This window comes from Pseudomonas sp. KH_040 (genome assembly GCF_057839305.1).
In genome coordinates, this window is sequence record NZ_CM174487.1 from 3,012,657 (window position 1) to 3,029,717 (window position 17,061).

The 17,061-nt window shown below is 55.4% G+C and carries 18 protein-coding genes and 1 pseudogene; 6 read left to right on the top strand and 13 right to left on the bottom strand.

The window, feature by feature from the left end; genetic code table 11:
• Positions 1 to 102: 102 nt before the first annotated feature.
• Positions 103 to 2,370 carry a hypothetical protein gene (locus AC3IUF_RS13560; protein ID WP_489281293.1) on the top strand — a complete coding sequence of 756 codons (2,268 nt, stop codon included), beginning with the start codon at positions 103 to 105 and terminating at the stop codon, positions 2,368 to 2,370.
• Positions 2,371 to 2,414: 44 nt separating this feature from the next.
• Here the strand turns inward: AC3IUF_RS13560 and AC3IUF_RS13565 are convergent, their stop codons facing one another.
• The 3 genes from AC3IUF_RS13565 to AC3IUF_RS13575 all read right to left on the bottom strand — a co-directional run bounded on the left by AC3IUF_RS13565 (position 2,415) and on the right by AC3IUF_RS13575 (position 4,249).
• Positions 2,415 to 3,173, bottom strand: coding sequence for an anti-sigma factor family protein (locus AC3IUF_RS13565; RefSeq protein ID WP_414915162.1), 759 nt, complete (start codon positions 3,171 to 3,173; stop codon positions 2,415 to 2,417).
• Complete coding sequence (locus AC3IUF_RS13570; RefSeq protein WP_414915229.1) at positions 3,170 to 3,655, bottom strand: sigma-70 family RNA polymerase sigma factor; 486 nt, start codon at positions 3,653 to 3,655, stop codon at positions 3,170 to 3,172. Before AC3IUF_RS13570 ends, AC3IUF_RS13565 begins: the two co-directional genes overlap by 4 nt.
• A gap of 63 nt (positions 3,656 to 3,718) precedes the next feature.
• A complete protein-coding gene (locus AC3IUF_RS13575; protein ID WP_489281295.1) occupies positions 3,719 to 4,249 on the bottom strand; it encodes a tetratricopeptide repeat protein in 531 nt (176 codons plus the stop codon).
• Between the two features lie 159 nt (positions 4,250 to 4,408).
• On the opposite strand from AC3IUF_RS13575, the gene AC3IUF_RS13580 reads away from it, so the two are divergent.
• A complete protein-coding gene (locus AC3IUF_RS13580; protein WP_489281297.1) occupies positions 4,409 to 5,182 on the top strand; it encodes a class I SAM-dependent methyltransferase in 774 nt (257 codons plus the stop codon).
• Positions 5,183 to 5,307: 125 nt separating this feature from the next.
• Here the strand turns inward: AC3IUF_RS13580 and AC3IUF_RS13585 are convergent, their stop codons facing one another.
• Positions 5,308 to 5,646, bottom strand: a complete 339-nt coding sequence (locus AC3IUF_RS13585; protein WP_489281299.1) for a DUF2834 domain-containing protein — start codon at positions 5,644 to 5,646, stop codon at positions 5,308 to 5,310.
• A gap of 249 nt (positions 5,647 to 5,895) precedes the next feature.
• Here AC3IUF_RS13585 and ilvA point away from each other — a divergent pair.
• Positions 5,896 to 6,891: pseudogene (ilvA, locus tag AC3IUF_RS13590) on the top strand (threonine ammonia-lyase, biosynthetic); the annotation flags it as partial.
• 24 nt (positions 6,892 to 6,915) lie between these two features.
• On the opposite strand, the gene AC3IUF_RS13595 reads toward ilvA, so the two are convergent.
• Positions 6,916 to 7,221, bottom strand: coding sequence for an NIPSNAP family protein (locus AC3IUF_RS13595; protein WP_064362707.1), 306 nt, complete (start codon positions 7,219 to 7,221; stop codon positions 6,916 to 6,918).
• A gap of 21 nt (positions 7,222 to 7,242) precedes the next feature.
• Positions 7,243 to 7,728: a serine protease inhibitor ecotin gene (gene eco / locus AC3IUF_RS13600; RefSeq protein ID WP_007912158.1), complete on the bottom strand. Its 486-nt coding sequence runs from the start codon at positions 7,726 to 7,728 to the stop codon at positions 7,243 to 7,245.
• 367 nt (positions 7,729 to 8,095) lie between these two features.
• On the opposite strand from eco, the gene AC3IUF_RS13605 reads away from it, so the two are divergent.
• Positions 8,096 to 8,365: a DUF1652 domain-containing protein gene (locus AC3IUF_RS13605; RefSeq protein WP_007912157.1), complete on the top strand. Its 270-nt coding sequence runs from the start codon at positions 8,096 to 8,098 to the stop codon at positions 8,363 to 8,365.
• On the opposite strand, the gene AC3IUF_RS13610 is transcribed toward AC3IUF_RS13605, so the two are convergent.
• Positions 8,362 to 8,760, bottom strand: coding sequence for a hypothetical protein (locus tag AC3IUF_RS13610; protein ID WP_007912156.1), 399 nt, complete (start codon positions 8,758 to 8,760; stop codon positions 8,362 to 8,364). The genes AC3IUF_RS13605 and AC3IUF_RS13610 overlap by 4 nt on opposite strands.
• Positions 8,761 to 8,849: 89 nt before the next feature.
• On the bottom strand, positions 8,850 to 9,119 hold the full coding sequence (locus AC3IUF_RS13615; protein WP_489281302.1) for a DUF2790 domain-containing protein: 270 nt from the start codon (positions 9,117 to 9,119) through the stop codon (positions 8,850 to 8,852).
• A gap of 14 nt (positions 9,120 to 9,133) precedes the next feature.
• Between AC3IUF_RS13615 and AC3IUF_RS13620 the strand changes: the two genes are divergently transcribed.
• Together AC3IUF_RS13620 and AC3IUF_RS13625 are read left to right on the top strand one after the other, a co-directional pair.
• Complete coding sequence (locus AC3IUF_RS13620) at positions 9,134 to 9,532, top strand: hypothetical protein (protein WP_489281303.1); 399 nt, start codon at positions 9,134 to 9,136, stop codon at positions 9,530 to 9,532.
• A 78-nt stretch (positions 9,533 to 9,610) separates the two neighbouring features.
• On the top strand, positions 9,611 to 9,907 hold the full coding sequence (locus AC3IUF_RS13625; RefSeq protein WP_489281305.1) for a hypothetical protein: 297 nt from the start codon (positions 9,611 to 9,613) through the stop codon (positions 9,905 to 9,907).
• A 90-nt stretch (positions 9,908 to 9,997) separates the two neighbouring features.
• On the opposite strand, the gene AC3IUF_RS13630 is transcribed toward AC3IUF_RS13625, so the two are convergent.
• The 5 genes from AC3IUF_RS13630 to AC3IUF_RS13650 all read right to left on the bottom strand — a co-directional run bounded on the left by AC3IUF_RS13630 (position 9,998) and on the right by AC3IUF_RS13650 (position 16,933).
• A complete protein-coding gene (locus tag AC3IUF_RS13630; protein ID WP_489281640.1) occupies positions 9,998 to 10,324 on the bottom strand; it encodes a DUF3304 domain-containing protein in 327 nt (108 codons plus the stop codon).
• A gap of 324 nt (positions 10,325 to 10,648) precedes the next feature.
• A complete protein-coding gene (locus tag AC3IUF_RS13635; protein WP_489281307.1) occupies positions 10,649 to 11,605 on the bottom strand; it encodes a hypothetical protein in 957 nt (318 codons plus the stop codon).
• Positions 11,596 to 14,310: a toxin VasX gene (locus tag AC3IUF_RS13640; RefSeq protein WP_489281308.1), complete on the bottom strand. Its 2,715-nt coding sequence runs from the start codon at positions 14,308 to 14,310 to the stop codon at positions 11,596 to 11,598. The genes AC3IUF_RS13635 and AC3IUF_RS13640 overlap by 10 nt, the downstream gene beginning before the upstream one ends.
• Positions 14,310 to 14,882 (bottom strand): DUF4123 domain-containing protein, encoded by a 573-nt coding sequence (locus AC3IUF_RS13645; protein WP_123375134.1) that lies wholly within the window; start codon positions 14,880 to 14,882, stop codon positions 14,310 to 14,312. The genes AC3IUF_RS13640 and AC3IUF_RS13645 overlap by 1 nt, the downstream gene beginning before the upstream one ends.
• Positions 14,879 to 16,933 (bottom strand): type VI secretion system Vgr family protein, encoded by a 2,055-nt coding sequence (locus AC3IUF_RS13650; RefSeq protein ID WP_489281310.1) that lies wholly within the window; start codon positions 16,931 to 16,933, stop codon positions 14,879 to 14,881. The genes AC3IUF_RS13645 and AC3IUF_RS13650 overlap by 4 nt, the downstream gene beginning before the upstream one ends.
• Between the last annotated feature and the right edge of the window lie 128 nt (positions 16,934 to 17,061).

The following is a 17,061-nucleotide window of genomic DNA, read 5'->3' on the forward strand; positions in this document are numbered from 1 at the left end:
CAGATCTGACAGTAGGCAACCGCGGGCGATGGGTGTTTCATGCGCAGGACAAGAACCCCTGCTTCCGATCGTATCGGACCCTGTTCCCGAAGGATGATCACTATGGACGTCAAGACCCTTGAAAAACCGCGAATTGCCGGCATGAGTCAGCCGGTCCCGGGGCCAGAAAATGCAGATGCAGGGCTGCCTCTGGCACTGACTTATCTGTACCCGGAAGGGGTGAAGGTGTTCATCGAACCCGCCACTACCGCGCAGGACAATGACGTCTATGCCGTGCGTTTCAACGGAGAACGGGTTGCGGAGAAACCCATCGCCACCGGCGAGGCCTCTCAACGGGTAATCGTCTATGTGGCTGCGGACAAATGGAAGAGTCCGCTGAATGTTCTTGATTACGGGATAGAGCGAGATGGCGTGGAGCTCGAAGCTTCGGCGCCGTTGACGGTTATTTATCACGACAAGCGTCCGGGTAACGTGGACCGTTTTCCTGAGGAGGAAGGCCATTCCGAACTGGTGTTTGATGTGGCTCCGGATGCGCTGGATGAAGGTGTAGACGCCGAGCGTGCGCGTACAGGCGTAAGCATCAGCGTTACCTACCCGATAATGAGAGCGTTCGACACCATCGTATTGTATTGCAATGGTAAAACCTTCAGTCATGTGGTCAGTGAGGAAGCGGCGGATCAGCAGCGGCCCATCCAGATGACCATCGATGAGGCGACCTTTCGCACGGCCGGGGACAGTGCGCACTTTGAAGTGCGTTACACGGTATTTGATCGTGTGGGTAACAGTCCGGATGTCAACAGTCCGAACTCGGCCAGCCAGTATCTGTACGTCAACCTGAATGGCACCTGGTATGACCCGCCGATCCTCAGCGAGGACCCCGATGATCCTGACGATGACGCCAGCAGCGTCGAACTGGAAAAACTGGCTGGCGAACCGGCAATTGCACAAATCTATGTATCGCGCAGTTGGCTCAGAGACGATGAAATCCGTTTGACGGGGCGCTTCTATGCTAAGGATGGAGCGTTACTGGAACATTTGACGCTGACCGAAAAAGTGAAGAATGCACCGTTTTCCTACTCGATCCCTGTGCCTTACGCTGCGTTTGCTGCCGCCGCGAAGGGACATGCAGTGTTTTCGTATCAGCGCGTCAGCCAGGGGGTCGAACTCGACCGCTCCTATGTCCTGAAAACCAGTATCACCGGCGAGCCCGCTGCGACCCTTTTACCACCTGCACTGGTGGGCTCCGGTTACCTGATCGATCCTCTGGATTTGCCCAACGGTGTGACAGCCCGAGTCGAATACCTGGAGGATCAACCCGGTGACAAAGCGCGGCTGTTGGTCCAAGGCATAACCGGGCCGGGCTCGCCAGTCTTTGTTCCAAGCGCCTTCAACAAGAACCACCGGGCCAACTTTCTGATCGAGTCTTCAGTGCTGTCGGCCAGTCATGGCAAGACAATCCAGCTGTCATGGGAGTTGCTGCGAGGTGCGGCCCCTCAACCCTCCGCGCACCGTGACGTGGTGATCAAGCGGATCGAGGATCGGGATCGACGGCTGCCCACACCCGATATCCCTCAGGCGAGCAACGGGATACTTGATCTGGGTGATTTTACCGGTGGTGCGCAGGCGCAATGTGCGGTATGGCCATTGATGGCGGAGGGGCAATTGCGTTGGTTTCGTTTGCACGGCACAGATATCAACGGTGACAGTTACACGATTGTCCTCGCCGAGGCTGCTCCAGTGACAGCGCCGGAAAAACACAGCGGGCTGGATAATGCGTTGCCTCGCAGCGAACTCCGGAAACTCAAACCGGGTACGTCCGTGCGCATGGAGTTGAAAGTTGCCTATGACGGGCTCAATGACGAAACCACTGCAGTGGTGTTCAATTCGCCGACATTCACCGTGCTGAATTCTCCCGCGACGTTAATGGAAGATTTCACCGGCGTGCCGAATCAGACGGCACGACAAGGCGCAATCATGGAAACGCCCACTATGCAGATCACGTTCAAATCCGGTGACGGCGAATGCGCGATCATGCCTCGTTCCGACATCGGTCAATCCTTTCCCGGTCGAATCGATGGTCAGGTACTGAGCATCGGCCGCGACGCCTTTGGCGAGGCCGCGCAGGTAGTGGAAATAAAACTGAAGAATGCCTGCTCGCGAATCAGTTTTTTTCATTTAAGCGTTAACTATGAGGACAGCACCGTGGCTTACTACACCAGCAACGGGGAGCTCTTGGGGCGTCAGGCGTTAGGTTCGTCCTACGGCACACCGGTCAATGTTGCCTTTGATGCACCGGGGATCGCACGACTTGAGTTCCATAGTCCGAAACCTGACTGGTTTTCCCTTGACTCCTTTAAAGTGGATGCCTAGTGCCGTCAGACCAGTTCCGCCAACTTGAACTTGCGGTCAAGGCACTAGCCGATGGATCGCGATTTCAACAGCGTTGCGCTCTGCTCAAGTGCAGCCGCCGGAACGTGTCCGATCAACATCCAGGCATGTTCATGCTCTGTCCAGAACACTACGTTCATCTCGTGTCGACGTTCATGCTCAAGCGCTCGGCTACCCTGGTTCGAGCGCGTGACGCATAACGCCAGAGGCCCATGCCTGGCATCGAGGTACATGATCTGTGCGATCGGCACACCGTCGTATTCGAGCACTTGTGCGCGTTTGAATTCGGCACCCGGCAGTTTCAACGTGGCGGGTGAGAGATTCAGGCCCAGACGCGCATCAACCGTGCGCAGTTGCGCGCGTTGGGAGGCTTCGTCGGTGGGCAGGTGATCAAGCGTTTGCGGCACATACAGCGCCATGTAATCGGCCACCAATGCGCGCCAGTTGTTCGATTGCGCGGCGTGCCAGCCGAGGAATAACCGGTCGGCCAACCCGCCTCCGGCCAACAGCGCTGCGGCCGCGCCACCGATAAACCAGCGGCGACTCAGCCCAGGCTTTTCTGGCGAAGGAATGGCATCCAGCCGCGCTTGCAGTCGATCCAGCGGCGCCTGTTGCGCCAGCTCGTCATAGGCGTTCTTGTACGGCAGATTACTGCGGCTCAGCCATTGCACGCGCAGACTCAGCAGCGAGTCTTCGGCAATGGCATTGTCGAGCTGATCGCGGTACTCACGGTCGAGTTCGCCATCGAGGTAGGCGACCAGTTGCTCATCCGAAGGTGTGTTCATGAACGGTCTCCTTCGGTGGATTTCGGCACTGCCTGCAACGGCGGGTATTCGGCGAGTTTGAGGCGGGCGGTGGCCAGACGGCTCATCACAGTGCCGATCGGCACTTGCAGGATTTCAGCGACTTCGCGGTAGGACAAACCCTCGACATAGGCCAGATACACGGTTTCGCGCTGGGTTTCGGGCAGCGCATCGACGCGGCGGATCACTTGCGCGGCCATCACGTGAGTCTGCGCGGCGTACTCACCATCGAACGCCAGTTGGCCATCGGCATCGACCTGTCCCGTCCCCTGACGCACGCGCCTGGCGCGCACTTCGTTGAGCCAGATCGAATGCAGAATGCTCAATAACCAGCGATCCATGCGCGTGCCGGCGTTGTATTGACTAGCGCGCTCCAGCGCCCGCACACACGTGGCCTGCACCAGATCCTCGGCCAAATGCCGATTGCGCGACAGCAACAAACCGTAGCGCCACAGTCGCGCCAGATGCTGTCCGAGTTCTGCTCTGAATGCCTGATCGTTGACGATGATGACGGCCCTTATATGTGCTCAGGTTTTCGATGAATCGTTGATGGCTTCGGCCAGATCCTGGTATTCCTCGCAGGACATACCGCAAATCGATTTGATCTGCTGCAACTGTTCCTGCGCCAGATCGACGCGACCTTTGATCACATAGGCCTCGCCGAGGTATTCGCGCACTTGCGCGTACTGCGGATCGAGTTTCACCGATTGCAGGTAATAACCGATGCCTTCGTCGGTGCGCCCCAGTTTGCGTGTGGCGTATCCGCGATAGTTGAGGGCCTTGGCAGTGTTCGGTTGCTTCAGTGTGTCGAGCAGCGCTAGGGCCTCTTCGTAGCGACCGACCTTGGCGAGGCGATAGGCATAATCGGTACGGTCGGCATCCGAAAGTGCTTTGCTGACTTGCATCACACACTTCTGCGTTTTGCTGTCCCAGACCTGGCCTTTCGGGCATTCGGGCTTCTGCACTTCTTCTTCATCACCATTGGCCAAGGCCAACTGGCTGGCCATCGCCGCGACCAGCAGCAACGGGGCGGCGAACATAACGGAACGGATAGTCATGGGCAAGGCTCCACAGGGGGTTATGTTTCACTTTGAACACCACAGGGTGAATTTTTATTCATCGCTTTATCAGTGACTGTTCAAGTTCAGCGTAAATTCAAGCGCTATGCTCGGGAGCGTCTGCCGTCGATCCGATGTTTTGCCGTAAGGAGCGTTGCCATGACCGACCAAATCCATCACTCAGCCGCTGCCGGCTACAAAACCGCCGCCGACACCTACGTCAAAGGGCGGCCGGACTATCCGCCGCAAGTCAGTCAATGGTTGACCGCGACGCTGGGCCTGGATGGGCATAAAACCGTGATCGATCTGGGCGCCGGTACTGGCAAGTTCACCGGGCGGCTGGTGGCGACCGGCGCACAAGTGATCGCGGTTGAACCGGTGCCGCAGATGTTGGAAAAGCTGTCTGACGCCTGGCCCGATGTGCTGGCCGTGAACGGCACGGCGACTGATCTGCCGTTGCCGGACGCTTCAGTCGATGTGGTGATTTGCGCGCAAGCGTTTCACTGGTTCGCCAGCACCGAAGCACTGACCGAAATCGCCCGGGTACTCAAGCCCGGTGGCCAGTTGGGGTTGATCTGGAATCTGCGCGACACCGAGGTCAGCTGGGTGCCGAAACTGGACGCCATCGTCAACGCACTGGAAGGTGACACGCCGCGCTATTACACCGGCACCTGGCGCACAGTGTTTCCGCACCCGGCGTTCGCGCCTCTGCAGGTCGAACGGTTTCACCATGGCCATACCGGCTCGCCGGAGGACGTGATTTTCAACCGCGTGCGCTCGACCAGTTTCATCGCCGCGCTGCCGGAGGCGCAGCGGGCGAAGGTTGATGAGCAGATTCGCGCGTTGATTGCCGCCGAGCCGGAACTGCGTGGTAGGGATGTGGTGACGGTGCCTTACGAAACCGCCGCGTTCGTCGCCGTAAAAAAGGGCTGAATGCTACGACATTCCAGTGTAGGAGTGAGCCTGCTCGCGATAGCGGAGTGTCAGTCACCTCATCTTTGGCTGACATGACACTCCGCTATCGCGAGCAGGCTCACTCCTACAGGGGTTTCAGGTGTTCATAGTATCTGGCTGCATTTTGCCACCGCCTTCCGCCGTTCGCGAACCCCGCGCATCACGAGATACAACAACGGCCCAACCGAGACAAAAACCGCCGTCAGCAACAAATAAGGCACCACCGACCAGACCGACTGCCCACGCGACCGCGCATCCTTGACCATCCATACGCCGGCCAGAGTCGCCAGCAGATACAGATCAATCACCACCTGCGCGGTATCGGGCCGCGACATCAGGCCGATGCCAAAGTCGATCAACGACTGTTCAGCCTGCAGCATCACTGAAACGGTGTAAGCGCTGAACGCGAGTAAAGCCGTGAGGGGCAGGGCGATAGCCAACATGCAAGCCTTCCTTGGTGTGATGAGAGAGTCGCCAGACTAACGTCGCCACGCAAAATTGGCCATTGACTTGCCAGCACCGCGCAGGCTAATTTCCAGCCCATGACTTCGACTGTATCGCGTTGCCAGCCAATGATTATTACCGCCATTCCTCATTTGGCGGGCTAGCTCACGACTGCAGCACCCAACCCGCCCTAGAGGCGGGTTTTTACTTTCTGTCTCTTGGGTTTTGAAAAATGTCAGGAGACGACCATGCCGCACAGCCCCGATCAGCAAACCCTGCTTGAGCACTACGTGAAAAAGATCCTCGCCGCGCCGGTGTACGACCTCGCGGTGCGCACGCCGTTGCAAGCGGCGCCGGCGCTGTCGGAGGCGCTGGGCAACCGGATTCTGCTCAAGCGCGAAGACCTGCAACCGACGTTCTCCTTCAAGATCCGTGGCGCCTACAACAAATTGGTGCAATTGAGCGACGAACAGAGGGCGCGGGGGGTAATCACCGCATCGGCTGGCAATCACGCGCAAGGCGTGGCATTGGCAGCACGCGAACTGGGGATTGCAGCGACCATCGTCATGCCAGCGACAACGCCGGAATTGAAAGTGCTGGGTGTACGCAGTCGTGACGCTGAAGCATTGCTGCACGGCGAGAGTTTCCCGTTCGCGCTGGCCCATGCGCTGCAACTGGCGCAACAGACTGGGCGCACCTTCGTGTCTCCGTTCGACGACCCGGAAGTGATCGCCGGGCAGGGCACCGTGGCAATGGAAATCCTCCGCCAGCATCAAGGCACACTGGATGCGATTTTTATCCCGGTGGGCGGCGGCGGTCTGATCGCCGGCATCGCGGCCTACATCAAATACCTGCGTCCAGAAGTGCGGATCATCGGCGTCGAATCTGAACACTCCGCGTGCCTGAAGGCTGCATTGGAGGCGGATCAGCGCGTGGTGCTGCCCAATGTCGGCACCTTCGCCGATGGCGTGGCGGTAGCGCAGATTGGCGCGTTCGGGTTTGAGGTTTGCCGCTTTTGCGTCGACGAAGTCATCACCGTCAGCAACGACGATCTCTGCGCGGCGATCAAGAATATCTACGACGATACCCGCTCGATCACCGAACCGTCCGGCGCCTTGGCCGTGGCCGGGATCAAGCAGTACGTAGCGCGAACCGGGGTGCGCGAGCAGACATTCGTGGCGATCGACTCGGGCGCCAATATCAACTTCGACAGCCTGCGCCATGTCGCCGAGCGCGCCGCGATGTGCGGCGTCTCGGCATGATGAGGTTTACGGCAGCAACGGGCGCAGGAAGCTGCGCTCGTAGCTGACGATGAACTTCTTCTCGACCAGGCTGGCCACCAGTGCAGTGCTTTCCGGATCGGTCATCGCGATGTGCCGATAGCTTTCGTAATCCGCCAGCGACGGAAAACTGAACAGGCAATAAGCGATGTTGCTCGCGCCTTCGGACGGCAAAAAGTAGCCGTGATGCGTGCCGCCCAAGCGCTCGACGATGCCGAGCCAGGCTTTGGCGTAGGCCTCGAACTCAGGCAATTGGTAGGGATCAATGACATATCGGACGTGGCAGGTAATCAAACGAAGCACTCCTTGTTCCGGTTATTCCTGCAGGGCTGTACCGACTTTGTCCGACGCCGACCAGATGCGATAACGCACTTCGACGTCAGACGGCGCATACACCACGACCGGCAACTTGCTGTTGTAACGCAGCATGAAACCGTCACCAACGACCGGCACGAACGCGCGCTTCTTCTGGCTGCCGGGTGGGCAGGCCATCATCGTGCTCATCGGCCCGATGACTTTTTCCAGGCGATAGAACGGATAACCCCAGCCCTCAAGATTCTTCTCATCGAGAACGCCGCCCAAACGCTGGCGATTGCAGTCCACTTCCAGGGTTTTGCCGGCGAGAATTTCCACCTGGAAGTTTTCTTCCTGCTCTTGCTTGGGCAAGTGAATGACCTGGCGGGTGAACCCGGCTTCAGCCTTCGGGAACGGCGCGACGTCTTCAAGCTTGGCGGCGTGGGCGAGGGTGGACAGGCTGGCGATGAACAAACCGGTGGTCGCGTAAACGCGTAAAGAACCCATGGAAGCCTCCGTGCGGGTGTAGGGTGGATGACGGGCATTCTTACCGTCATGGGCCGTGATTGCAAACCAGCGTCGAGTTGCAAAATGCAGTGCCGGCAGGGGCCATTCTTGCAATTTGCAAGTAGCCAAATGCTGGCACCGCCGCCAAGTGCTTGATTTCATGAGGGTGAAAATGAATCGATGAAAGGCACGCTTTATGCGTCTTTTCAGTGCGGCGCACCGGACTTGGGCGCCTACACTCCAATGGGCATTTCGCAGTACCACCGCTTGTCGCACCAGGGAAACAGCGGGGACACACCCGTGCAGGGGCAGCAACGGTCAGCGTGAATACTTGATTGGCATCTCACAGTAAGGAGAGGGTTTCGCCATGTTTCTGTCTGCCTTGGAACTACGCAATATCATTGAAAGCAGTTTTCTGCCGAAACGCTGCCAGTGCACGCTGTCGCCGGACTTGTCGATGACCGTCAAGGTTTTCGGCGATCATCAGACCGATCAGGTCGATCTGCTGGTCAGTGGCATCGACGCCAGCCATCTCAATGGCTGTCGTGAAATCAACGAACTGATCGCCGGGCTGCGATCGGATCTGAACCAGCAAACTGTGCAACATCACTACAGCCCACGCTCCAGAGTCGTCTAACGCACCGTTTCACCCAGTTCGACCGTCACGCGCCGGGCCTGCACAAAACCAAGGCCCAGCGCGAACTCGACCAGCACCGCGAGCAAAATCCCGGGGCCGGCATGGCCGTTTAGCCATTCCGCAAAACCCAGCACCGCCAAACCAAAACAACCGACGATAAACCCGTTGCTCAGCGCATTGCGCCCCAGCGACGGCGGTGCGTTGCGCACCAGATAAAACATCACTCCCAACGCCGCAAACAGCACCGCACTGCGCCGCGCGACAAATCCGGCCCCTTCGGAATATTCAATGCTCCAGATCGCCAGCAGCATGTCCGGGACAAAGCCCCAGGCCAGCGCCAACAGAAAACACAACGAAGAAGTGAGACCCGACAACGTGCGAAACGACAACTGCATGGCGAATCCTTGCGGCAGTGAGGAGGGCTCCGAGCATAACCGCCGAAACTCCCCACGCCTACCGCAAACCCGCAAATCAGACGTTTCTGTCAGTTCTGGAAGTTGCACGCGTCAGACAATTTCCGATAGCTGATTTCCTCAGGCTTACCGGCATTGTCGATGTACTTCATGTCGGCCGTGACCACTTTGCACGTTTGTGTTGGCGGCTCGGTCAACGACACCACTTTGGCCACATGCAGCGGCATGCCGTACTCATACGGCACGGCTTTGGACGTGGCAGAGGTGTCATTAGCCTGGGCCAGCCCGGCAAACGCAGTGCAGGCGAGGGCGGCGGTGAGCAATAAAGGACGAATGTTCATGAAAGGACTCCCGTGTGGCGGTTCTAGAGTTCGGCGTGATGCACCCGAACCTGCCGCACTGGGCAACAGCCAAAATGGCTGAGGGCGTGCGGTTCAGTAGAGTTTTTGACCACGGCGTTAAGAGATGGTTAACGGGGCTGAACGCCGGCTGTCAGGGAGTGCGGCGGTTTTCTTTGGAAGGTTTGGCGAATTCCTACAAAGGCTGGTGCCTTGTCTGCTTTCGGCGGTTGGAGCAGGGCGGTTATTGTCGGTTGCCGCTGCAAAATCAGTGGTTCGGGTTTGGTCACCCGGGAATAATCGATTGCATATGTGCCATCATTTGCACCGCGGAGTTCTTTGACCGTGAAGTGCATAGCTGTGGCGGCCGTGTGCAGGACGCCTTCGGGCGAGCTGAGTTGATTGTTCTCGGTTGACCAAGCCTGTACACGGTCCGCCTCCCATCGTTTGGTCACGGTGTCGGCGGTTACTTTTGAAACAATCGAGTAATCAATATGCCAATAATCAAACTGCTACAAAACCGCTATCTCCCCCTCAGCAGCAACGTCACCGAAACCCCGACACTGCTCATCGACACCCAGGCCAACCCGAAAGACATCCTCGAAGCCGCCGTCCAGCGCATCCGCGCCGCCGCCGACCTGCTCGAAACCCTGCATTGCCTGTGCTTCAAGCACTCCGACGTGCAAGACATTCCACACATCACCCATGCGCTGTACCTGCTGACGCAGGATGGCAATGATTTGCTGCAGGTCGCGCAGCAGCAGATGTTGAGTTGGAAGGCGCCGGTTTGATCTCTGTTTGAATTGTCTAGCACTCACGGGCAGAGGCATTTTCTGCCCGTGATTGATGTTTACAACAGCTAGTTAGAGAAGAGGCTCTGCCTAAGGAGCAGGAGCAAACGGGCTGACCAAGTCTGGACTCCATTTCAACTCAACAATATTTTTGGGTAAAAAGCGCACGTGCAAATACACATCACCACGTTTTCGGCGAGGTAGCGGTAAAATTACCTCATGGTTCTCCTTCTGGACGCCTTGCCGAAACTGTTCGCCAGTCCTACTGAGAATCCAAGAAACACGAACGGTTTCTCCTTCAATTCGTTGGCAGCACATAACCCCTCCGCCACCCATTGCGAACAGGTTGCCTCCCCAAAAGTCATTTATCCAAAAGCTTAAAATTGGACGATCTGTATAGTTTTCTGACGTCAGCATGGCGCCGGGCGTACGAAATAGATCAATGATTTTTGGGGTGGCGTAGCTAAGCAGCAAAGCCAGTACAGCCAGGGCTATTCGCCTTCTTCGCCATGTTCGTTTTCGACGTACGTCCGCAGCAATATCTATCAAATGACTAAAATTCCAAGGTAAGAGGTTACATTCCGGCTTTATGCCTGGAGAGGACTTCACCGATCGCGAACCGATAAGTCACACTTCAATTTTTCCTGGATTAGAATCAAGAGGGTTGTTTTAACTTGGATGCAGTAAGCTTATGAGGAGGCTGCACATGCCGCTACCAAGCTGAGGATCTCCAACATTTAATCAAACAGTGAGACCACGCTCGCGCTCTAAATCAATTAATCTTGTCGTTGGACCATCCGCTTCCAGTCGCTCAGTCACGACAGTGGGCCAACGGTTTCGCGAACGACGCTTTGCTCTTTCATAAACAAAGTCTTGAATCTTGTTTGATGGGTAGAAGAGTATATTGTTTAGTAGCATTAAAAAATCAGTGCCAGTTAAGTAATTGCTTCCATCTCCTGCTTCTTTTTTTTCACGAATGATTTTTCTCCATGCGCCTAAGTATTCAGATTGTTTTAAGTTTAGGTCTAACTGGCTTTTTACAAAGTCATCCGATTCGCTATGAGCTCCAGTGTGGTCGAACCATGGGCCGTTGTTCATATAAGAGCGAAGGTATTCCCAGAATCCTTTCTGCATTTCTAAAGACTTTCCCGCCGGCGTACCAATGCTGACCATAATTTCGTTTTCAGGTTCTCCCAAGCGCTTCATTAATACTTCAAGCGAGGCGTTCCGGATGCTCCCAGAATAAAGGCCAACCATGTCGAACTCGCAAGCTACAGCCTCTATTCCCTTCCAAGGAGTATGATAGAGCTCTCCTTCGTTGTCGAAATAGACTTCCTGTGTTCGTCGGTTGAAAATTATGGGAAGCGGTAAAGAGCGTCTTGTTTCGATGATGATTGGAACAATGAACAACGGTATCCCGAAAAGTAACATCCAGCCCACTCCGTCCCACTTGCCCAGTAAAGCCATCCAAACGCCAATGATGAGTGCAATCAGAGCTGAAACTCCCCCGAGAAGTCCGCTAAGCAAGCCGCGGTTTCGATCACTGCCAGCTTTTAGTGAAAGATAGTGTTCTGTGTGTTCATCAGTTATAAAAAGCTCAAGTGGTTGCTCCCCCGTCGACTCGTCGTCACTAAGAACTGCGGTAGGAATATCACCATATTTCGCCATGATTTTTTTCATTGCTGTTCTTAAAACCATGCCAGTTCCTTGATTTCGATCGGCGGTAATGTCATGCCTTCAAGTGGAGAATAAAAGAGCTGTCCATATATATTGTTAATCGCCCTGCCTTCACGGTCGACGTGATATACGCGTCTATATGTTGCAACTCCTATCTCAGTGTTGACTCGTGTGCCGGCGTGTTTGTCAAAGCTATTGCCAGTCCAAGAAACTTTTTCGCGCTTGCTTCCCAAGCCAAAAATACCACCCCAAACTTCTTCGCCTTCGAATCTTATAGTTGAATCTTCGATGGCGGTTTTTCCAGGCATTCTCAAGATGAGGTAGGTACTTTCAATCATACCTTTGTACGGGTTCATTTCGCTCAATCGATAAGCATCGAAGGTTATTGGAAATAGTATTTTATATAATTGGATCATTGTATCTTTATAAGTGGATGCCCAGCTGTCTGGGTTGAGTCCGAAGCTAGTTCCTTTGACCCATTTTTCTAATGGAGTGTCTTGGGTGTATAAGCGTGCAATTATGCCGCCAACGATTAGTATTGTTACGCCTAAGGCTTTGAATGCTAAATGTGGTGCTTGACTAACCCCGCGTCCAATTGTCGCAGCATCTCCTGCGATGACGGCAGCGCGGGCCGCTCTAAGCACTCTAAATGTTTTTACATAGATGGAAAGGTTGGCAGCAGAAGCGACGCTGAGTCCTGCGTTGATGGCTGCAGTATCATAATCAGTAGAGTTAAATGCTTCAAATGCTTCTATGCCATAAACGGCGATGTCAAATGCTGAAACTATAGCTTGAAGGAGCGTTGTTTTTGCCGCTTGGCCGACAGCCTCAGTAAGGAGGAGGCGGGAGTTGTTCGAGTTTGGCGCGGCCTCCTTTAAAACGGCTTCCCAATTCAATTCGGCGACTTTTTGTGTTACAGCATTAGCCGCTGAAATTACGCCCGTCCCGCCGCCAATTGCGTTTAGTCCAGATTTAGCACTAGGTGTACTGATGAAGTCTTTTACAGCCCAGCCAAAATTAAGTGCGGCAGTTAGGGTCACAAGGCACTTTATTGGGGCTGTTTTCAGTGCGGTCTTGCTAATACTCAATAGTATTTTTGGGTCTCTATCCGAACTTACCAGGTGGGAGATGGAGCCTAGTTTTTCCGCTGGTTTTGCCACTGCCGATGCTGGCGATAGAGAAAAGAAAGGTAACTCTTTTAATGCGGAGCTTGGTGAACTTGCCATCTGACTTTGTTTGGCAGCTGTAGAATCGCTATCCATTGCGTCAGTTAGCCATTCCCCTATTTGGCGATTGCTCACCTCCGTGACTAACAAACGCTGGCCACTGCGTCCCAGCGCGGCGCCTACAAATACTTTGCTGACATTATCTACTTCGTTAGCGCTTATGTGTAAGTTTGGGGCGATAGCTGGAGACAATGCTAAAAAGAGTGCCTCCCTTGCTTTTTCTGGACTCAACGCAGTCAATTTATCTGCAGTTTGATTTATTATTGCAGCCAACGTGAGTGCTCGACCTATTTTCGCAGCTTCCTTGCTAAGAGGCCCGGCGTTATCTTTAATGCCGTCACCGAGGTCGATCAGTGATTTGATATCTGCTGGAGCCATACGCTTTCCGAGCCCTAGCAGTGCCCAAAGGAGCCAAGGCTGACCAGCTTCCTGTTTGTCCGGGTCGAGTGCGTTTGCGAGAGCTTTAGCACTAAGACTGCAACTAGACGGCCCCAGGCAGGCAGCTGCAAAATGCGCTTCGAGATCGCCGCGAGCGATTCGCTCTTCAATATCAAAATGGCCTGCTGCCGTATCCAGCGTAGAGGGGCCCTTTCGTTGAAATGTCGTCATCCAATCGTTCCATAGAATCGAAAGGAGGCGGCGAGACTTGGAGTATTCTTCTTCTTCGCTGTCTAGTTCTGCCCAAGCTGTTTTCAAATCGTTGTATCGCGTGATCGTGGGCAGAAGACTTTTAATCTGTGGGTCATTATCAGAAAGTGATTTGAGAACTCCTGCCACGGACCAGTCATGCGCGCGTGTTGTACGACGTTTTTCGTATTCTAAGTGTTGAATTCGAATCAAACCTGCCAAGTCAATCCAAACCCCCCATGGGTCATCAGCAATAACATAAGCTTGCTGCTCGCACCGCTTCATGTCATCCAACATTGATGACCAATTAGGTTTGTTTTTGGTTTCCGGCACGCAACTCCATTTGAAACCAATAGGCTCCATGTAATCGCCGATGCGCTCATGGATGCTGGCTGCCTTGCCGCTAGCGGGTGCGGCACCGGGAGTGAAGCTTCGCATGACCCTCGTGCGGACTTTGGCTTGATCTTTCGCTGCGGAGAATTGTTTGTCGTTCCACTTGGCGGGAGACCACGAGATCATCGCGGGTGTCCCTGCGGGCAACATCAAGTAAGGTTTGGAGGATGCGTCGATTACTTTGCCGCCGCGAGAGGTCTCCTTCAGCATCGCAGCTTCAACACTAAACTCAATCAGCTTTTCAGGAGATGATTGCCAAACGTACAACCAACCATTACGTAGTAATCGCGCTGTGTAGTTCAGTGCCTTATCGCGGGTGGAATCGTTGTCATCTCCCAACTCTGGAAATGTTCCATTTACAGGTGGCAAGTCGAACGCGCTGACATCAATGGCGTGAGAAGGTCCAATAGCATAACGCAACGGTACGACCGCGGTAATCAACGGACACGCAGCGGGTTTGATAGTCGGTTTGTCAGTCATTACACCGCCTCCTGCGGAGTGTCTGTATCTGTTGCCAGCGCTTGTAACAAAGGCCAGTCGAGCACAATCTGCGCATCAATGCCGGTATCAGCTGGAGCGCTATCTAGATCAGGGAAGTTGTTGGTCCATGCGAGCTGCACTTTTCCTTCATGACGTAACCAGACGCTTTCAACTCCGAACCAAAAACCAGCCGGCCAGCTTGCTCCTGATAGCCATGCCTGACGCAGTGGTAGACCGTCGGCCAGCCGTAACCAATATTCTTGGCGGTCAGGAGAGTAGATCCGGGTGCGGCGCTGAAGGAGCTTAAAAATTTCAACCATTGGCTTCTGAGTTTGTAGCCATACAGCGTCATTTAAGTTTGCATCGCCTTGCAACCAGTCGTTCCGAGCTGCGCTGTCGCTAAGAGCGTCGAGCAAGATAGGGCCTGCTTCAGCTATCGGAGCGTAAGGAGTGGCTTGCAGTAGTGGCATGAAGCGATGGCCAGGATAATTTTTAGGCAACCATTTCAACGCGTCATCAAACCTTGCGCCATCTATCAAAAGGAATCCTTGAGAATTCGGAAGCGTGGTCATTGCTTCGCTCCTTTGGCTGCTTTAGCTGCCTCACAAACTTCGCATACCCCGGATCGGGTGCGGCGGAACAAGATATTTTGTTTTATCAATGCCAGAAGCGGTAACCCGGGTTTGTCTGCATCAGCTATTTTTAGTATCCCCGGCAGTAACGGCGCAGCAGGCGTTCCAACCCCTGGCGCACCACCGGTATTGATCTTCACTTCAGCGCCACTGATGGTCACGCCTCCAGCATCGACCTTCACAAAACTCCCACCAGCCTTGGCCGTGAGTTCCATGCCACCCTCAACCACAACCTTGTCGCCGGCGTGGTAGTGAATCTCTGTCCCAGCCTCAACAAACTGCGCAGTCCCCACCTTCACATGCTGCGTCACCGCAACCGTCAGGTGATCATCCGCACGCATCTCGCTGATGCGATCCAGATGCGTAATTCGGTGCTCTTCAACCTTGAACTCGCTCAGCGTGTTGGCTTCAACGGTGTCATGTCGTTCGTTGCCGACGCGAATCTTCTGATCGTGCTCGATGTTTTCGTCCCAGTCGCGTTGGGCGTGGATGTAGATCTGCTCGACGCCTTTTTTGTCTTCGATACGGAATTCGTTGTAGCCCTTGCCGCCCGGTGAGCTCAGGGTCTTGAAGGTGCTGCGGGTTTTGTTTGCCGGCAGGTCGTAGGGGACGACGTTTTCCTTGTGGTACAGGCAACCGGTGACCAGCGGCTGGTCGGGATCGCCTTCGAGGAAGGTGACGAGGACCTCCATGCCGATGCGCGGGATGGCGATGCCGCCATACGCCGCGCCGGCCCAGCCGCTGGCGACGCGCATCCAGCAGGTGGTTTTGTCGTTGGACTGGCCGTCGCGGTCCCAGTGGAATTGCACCTTGATGCGGCCGTATTGGTCGCAGTGAATCTCTTCTCCTGCCGGGCCGGTTACGACCGCGGTCTGGCTGCCGAGGACTTTCGGTTTCGGGTGTTCAAGGGCAGGGCGGTAGTGCGCGTCCCACGGGGTGGCGAGGAAGCTGTTGCGGTAGCCCTGGTGGAAATCGCTTTTGTTGTCGGTGACGTCGCTGGTGACGTTTTCGCCGAGTACTTGCGGTTGTTTGCCTTCGTGGAAGACCTCCAGCAGCAGCCACAGATCGTTCCACTCGGCGCGCGGGTGTTCGGCGAGGGTGAGGAAATGGCCGCTGGTGAGGGTTGGTTCGTCACCTTTGCCTTCGGCGAGTTTGTAGTCGCTGCGATGGCGTTCGAGGGCGCGGGTGGAGAGGAACTTGCCGCGCTCTCGAGTAGTGAAGCGGCCGGGGTAGTCGTAGTCCTCGAGGTCCGGGGCGAACTCGGTTTTGACCGCGCCTTCGGGGAGGATCTTTGGTTTTTCGAAGTCGTAGTCGCGGCGGCTGACGCGGGTGGTGCGGGTTTCCAGGCGCAGGTTGAAGCGTTTGATCACCGGTTTGTCGGCGGCCATGCCGGAGTCTTGCTGGTAGCTCACCGGTTTCAGTTTGCGGAACACGGTCTGGTCGTCGCCGAACACCAGTTTGTGGCCGCTGCTGCTGTGCTGGAAGTGGAAGTGAATGCCTTCTTCTTCGCACAGGCGCTGGATGAAGTGCAGGTCGGATTCGTCGTACTGCACGCAGTATTCGCGCTGCGGGTATTCGGCGCCGAGCTGGAAGCTGTAGGCGTCGGCGAGAATGCCGCGATCTTCCAGCACCTGAGCGATGATCTTCGGTACGGTCAGTTGCTGGAAAATCTGCTGATCGTGGTTGTGCCGCAGGTAGGCCAGTTGTGGCACCAGGCTGAGGCTGTAACGGGTCAGGGTTTTGCCGGAGTCGCCTTGCTCGATGCGATAGACCAGACCGTGGATCTTGCCTTCGCCGGTGGCGCCGAAGGTCAGGACGCCGGGCTTGTGCAGCAGCTCTTCGAGCTTGAGGTCGGGGCGGGCGCTGACCAGTTCGAGGTCGAAACGGAACGGTTGGTTGAGGGCTTCGCGACCGGTGAAGCTGAGGACTTGCAGGTCGGCGTTGGCGCCTTCAAGCGTGAGGGTAATGTGGGTTGCGTTGGCGTCCAGCATGCCTTGAATTCCGTCCGTTGAATAAGCAGGTGACGGATGATGGAGGATTAAGCGGCCTCGTTCAAGGCACAAAAGCCGTAGGTCTGGCAGGTTTGCGGTATAGGGAAAACCCTTAGTCAGGGTGTTTC

Excerpts from the sequence above, each read along its gene's own strand:
- AC3IUF_RS13560 (WP_489281293.1), top strand. The coding sequence starts at position 103 with ATGGACGTCAAGACCCTTGAAAAACCGCGAATTGCCGGCATGAGTCAG.
- AC3IUF_RS13625 (WP_489281305.1), top strand. The coding sequence starts at position 9,611 with ATGCCAATAATCAAACTGCTACAAAACCGCTATCTCCCCCTCAGCAGC.
- AC3IUF_RS13635 (WP_489281307.1), bottom strand. The coding sequence starts at position 11,605 with ATGGTTTTAAGAACAGCAATGAAAAAAATCATGGCGAAATATGGTGAT.
- AC3IUF_RS13605 (WP_007912157.1), top strand. The coding sequence starts at position 8,096 with ATGTTTCTGTCTGCCTTGGAACTACGCAATATCATTGAAAGCAGTTTT.
- AC3IUF_RS13610 (WP_007912156.1), bottom strand. The coding sequence starts at position 8,760 with ATGCAGTTGTCGTTTCGCACGTTGTCGGGTCTCACTTCTTCGTTGTGT.
- AC3IUF_RS13585 (WP_489281299.1), bottom strand. The coding sequence starts at position 5,646 with ATGTTGGCTATCGCCCTGCCCCTCACGGCTTTACTCGCGTTCAGCGCT.
- AC3IUF_RS13615 (WP_489281302.1), bottom strand. The coding sequence starts at position 9,119 with ATGAACATTCGTCCTTTATTGCTCACCGCCGCCCTCGCCTGCACTGCG.
- AC3IUF_RS13565 (WP_414915162.1), bottom strand. The coding sequence starts at position 3,173 with ATGAACACACCTTCGGATGAGCAACTGGTCGCCTACCTCGATGGCGAA.
- AC3IUF_RS13640 (WP_489281308.1), bottom strand. The coding sequence starts at position 14,310 with ATGACTGACAAACCGACTATCAAACCCGCTGCGTGTCCGTTGATTACC.
- eco (WP_007912158.1), bottom strand. The coding sequence starts at position 7,728 with ATGGGTTCTTTACGCGTTTACGCGACCACCGGTTTGTTCATCGCCAGC.
- AC3IUF_RS13630 (WP_489281640.1), bottom strand. The coding sequence starts at position 10,324 with ATGCTGACGTCAGAAAACTATACAGATCGTCCAATTTTAAGCTTTTGG.
- AC3IUF_RS13580 (WP_489281297.1), top strand. The coding sequence starts at position 4,409 with ATGACCGACCAAATCCATCACTCAGCCGCTGCCGGCTACAAAACCGCC.
- AC3IUF_RS13650 (WP_489281310.1), bottom strand. The coding sequence starts at position 16,933 with ATGCTGGACGCCAACGCAACCCACATTACCCTCACGCTTGAAGGCGCC.
- AC3IUF_RS13575 (WP_489281295.1), bottom strand. The coding sequence starts at position 4,249 with ATGACTATCCGTTCCGTTATGTTCGCCGCCCCGTTGCTGCTGGTCGCG.
- AC3IUF_RS13645 (WP_123375134.1), bottom strand. The coding sequence starts at position 14,882 with ATGACCACGCTTCCGAATTCTCAAGGATTCCTTTTGATAGATGGCGCA.